6 protein-coding genes and 1 pseudogene are annotated in these 2,285 nt (G+C 59.2%); all 7 read left to right on the forward strand.

The annotated features are described in order from the left end of the window. Nucleotides 1-242 (forward strand): annotated as a pseudogene (locus ACZM8Y_RS18040) (hypothetical protein); the annotation flags it as partial. 57 nt (nt 243-299) lie between these two features. Continuing rightward, nucleotides 300-578 (forward strand): AbrB/MazE/SpoVT family DNA-binding domain-containing protein, encoded by a 279-nt coding sequence (locus ACZM8Y_RS18045; RefSeq protein ID WP_482333742.1) that lies wholly within the window; start codon nt 300-302, stop codon nt 576-578. Further along, a complete protein-coding gene (locus ACZM8Y_RS18050; protein ID WP_482333743.1) occupies nt 575-910 on the forward strand; it encodes a type II toxin-antitoxin system PemK/MazF family toxin in 336 nt (111 codons plus the stop codon). The genes ACZM8Y_RS18045 and ACZM8Y_RS18050 overlap by 4 nt, the downstream gene beginning before the upstream one ends. Before the next feature lie 297 nt (nt 911-1,207). Then, on the forward strand, nt 1,208-1,594 hold the full coding sequence (locus ACZM8Y_RS18055; RefSeq protein WP_482333745.1) for a D-Ala-D-Ala carboxypeptidase family metallohydrolase: 387 nt from the start codon (nt 1,208-1,210) through the stop codon (nt 1,592-1,594). Beyond that, complete coding sequence (locus ACZM8Y_RS18060) at nt 1,594-1,884, forward strand: RNA-binding protein (protein WP_482333747.1); 291 nt, start codon at nt 1,594-1,596, stop codon at nt 1,882-1,884. Before ACZM8Y_RS18055 ends, ACZM8Y_RS18060 begins: the two co-directional genes overlap by 1 nt. A 1-nt stretch (nt 1,885) precedes the next feature. Beyond that, nucleotides 1,886-2,086 carry a hypothetical protein gene (locus ACZM8Y_RS18065; RefSeq protein WP_483971878.1) on the forward strand — a complete coding sequence of 67 codons (201 nt, stop codon included), beginning with the start codon at nt 1,886-1,888 and terminating at the stop codon, nt 2,084-2,086. Then, complete coding sequence (locus ACZM8Y_RS18070; RefSeq protein ID WP_302554038.1) at nt 2,076-2,204, forward strand: hypothetical protein; 129 nt, start codon at nt 2,076-2,078, stop codon at nt 2,202-2,204. The genes ACZM8Y_RS18065 and ACZM8Y_RS18070 overlap by 11 nt, the downstream gene beginning before the upstream one ends. Nucleotides 2,205-2,285: the final 81 nt, after the last annotated feature.

Genomic DNA, 2,285 nt, shown 5'->3' on the forward strand with positions numbered 1-2,285 from the left:
GGGCCGGAGCGCATGGAAAGGCTCTGCGCAGCCTTCGGGGGGCTCCGGGTGACGCTTCCGAACAGGCGCAAGGGCGAGCCGTTCAAGGACAGGATCGTCCGTATGTTGGAAACCGGGAAGTCGCCGGGACGTCGCCGGGACGTATTGCCCTCGAACTCGGCGTAACGGAACGCTATGTGCGCATCCTCGCCCGGCAGGTAAAGGAACAGCCCAAGCCGCAGGTGCAGCTCAGGCTGTGGTGATGAGATTGACTATCTGTGTATATGGATATACCGTATATCCATAAGAGGAGGATAGCCATGAACACCGCTACTGTTTCCAAGTGGGGCAACAGCCTTGCATTGAGAATCCCGAAGGGCGTGCTTGAAGAGAGCAACCTCAGGGAAGGGGACTCCGTCAACATCGAATTGGTGAATGGTGTCATTACCCTGAGAAAAGTCCGCAAGGTCAAGCGGTATGCCCTGGAAGAGGTGCTGGATAGTTTTCAGTCGGCTCAGGAGCATCCTGAGGTTGATTGGGGGGCTGATGTGGGCGGGGAACGCCTTGAAGCCGAATTCGTGGGGAAGGCTGGCCAATGAGCGTACAGAAAGGAGAGCTGATCTGGGTGGATTTTGATCCCACCAGAGGGCATGAACAGCAAAAACGGCGTCCCGCCATAGTCGTATCCGCCAGTACATTTAACGATCGTATGGGTGGAATTGTATGGGTGCTTCCTATTACTTCCAAGAAGAAAGGAAGGCCGGATGAGATTGCCCTCCCTGAGGGGCTTCCGGTTAGGGGCGTCTTGCTGCTCTCACAGTTGCGGGCGCTGGATATTGCAGCAAGAGGGTTCGAGCGCATTGGCATGGTGCCTGACGAGTTTATGGATGATGAGGTTTCGGGGCGTTTGATCGCTGTTCTCGAAGGCTGAATTGCATAATTATGCACCCTGGGGACGGGATATTTCTGCATCCTGTCTTTTTTTGTGCCCGGATGATGCGCGGCGCGATAACACAGCCGCCAGCGGCGTGATAACTTCGACAAAAATCAAATTGCAGATTTTGCAATAAAATTTCAGACCGTGTCCCAGAGTGTTTCGGAGTGGCTCGGGTTATCTCGCCGCTGGCCTCTAGTTATCTTGTCGTTGATCACCCGGAACCCACCGGAATCAGTTCAGGGTGCCTCCTCACGCCTCACCGTGGTACAGTGGACGCAGGAGGATTTTTTTATGGCTGTTCTTCCCTTGCGCCATTTCTCCCCGGTCGAATTCCGCTGCAAGTGCGGGTGCGGCGCGGGCATGGAGAAGATGGACGCCGACCTGCTCCAGATGCTTGATGAGGCCCGCGATTTGGCGGGCATCCCGTTCCCCCTTTCTTCCGCCTACCGCTGTCCGAAGCACAACAAGGCGGTCGGCGGCGTGCCCACCTCCGCCCATACGCGAGGTTACGCCGTGGACATCCGCTGTGTTGATTCCCATTCCCGTTTCGCCATCCTTCAAGCGTTGCTTGAAGCCGGGTTCCGGCGCATCGAGCTGGCCCCGACGTGGATTCATGTGGACAACGATCCGGACAAGCCGCGCGACGTGGCGCTCTACCAACAGGGAGGCAAATACTGATGGAACAGACCGTGATTGATTTCCTTTTTTCGACACTGGCAAGCCTTGCCGCGCAGTACCCCGAAGCCTCGTGGATCGTCACCGCCGTCGCCGTGTTCATGTCCCTGTGCAGTGTGGCTGCCGTCGCGACCATCTGGCTTCCCGTGCCCAAAGAAACGTCCGGGGCCTATGCCGTCTTCTATCGCTGGGCGCACGCCCTTGCCGCGCATTTCGGGCAGAACAAGGGCGCCGTGGCGGACGGCAAGTCCGAAACCGTGCGGGCCGAAGTCAGAGCCGTGACGGGGAAGTGATGTGCGGGCCGTCCTTGAGTTCCTCGCCTCTCTCGTCGAGCTCCTCAAGCTGTGGCTTCGCCAAAAGTATGGCGAACGCCGCGAGGCTGATCGCGCTGCTGTTTGTGATGACGCCGGCGGCGAGTGGGTGCGCTCGATGGGCGGAACCGACCGCCGCGACAAGCCCGGCCCCCTTGACGCCGGGGGCGGTCGTGACGGGTGAGTGGTCCTACACCTACCGGGGCGAGACGTTCACCGAGCCCGGCGAATGGGTACACCTGCCCGCTGGCGAGGCCGGGAACCTGCTCCTGTGGATTAAGAGCGTTGAGGAGGCGCAATGAGCGACGATGTGCAGCTTGTCCGTGAAATCGGGGAAGTGAAGGCCGAACTTTCCGGGCTCAAGGCCGAAGTCGCGGGCACCA

This window comes from Bilophila sp., from assembly GCF_057864385.1.

Coding starts and splice junctions, on each gene's coding strand:
- ACZM8Y_RS18050 (WP_482333743.1), top strand. CDS start 575: ATGAGCGTACAGAAAGGAGAGCTGATCTGGGTGGATTTTGATCCCACC.
- ACZM8Y_RS18060 (WP_482333747.1), top strand. CDS start 1,594: ATGGAACAGACCGTGATTGATTTCCTTTTTTCGACACTGGCAAGCCTT.
- ACZM8Y_RS18045 (WP_482333742.1), top strand. CDS start 300: ATGAACACCGCTACTGTTTCCAAGTGGGGCAACAGCCTTGCATTGAGA.
- ACZM8Y_RS18055 (WP_482333745.1), top strand. CDS start 1,208: ATGGCTGTTCTTCCCTTGCGCCATTTCTCCCCGGTCGAATTCCGCTGC.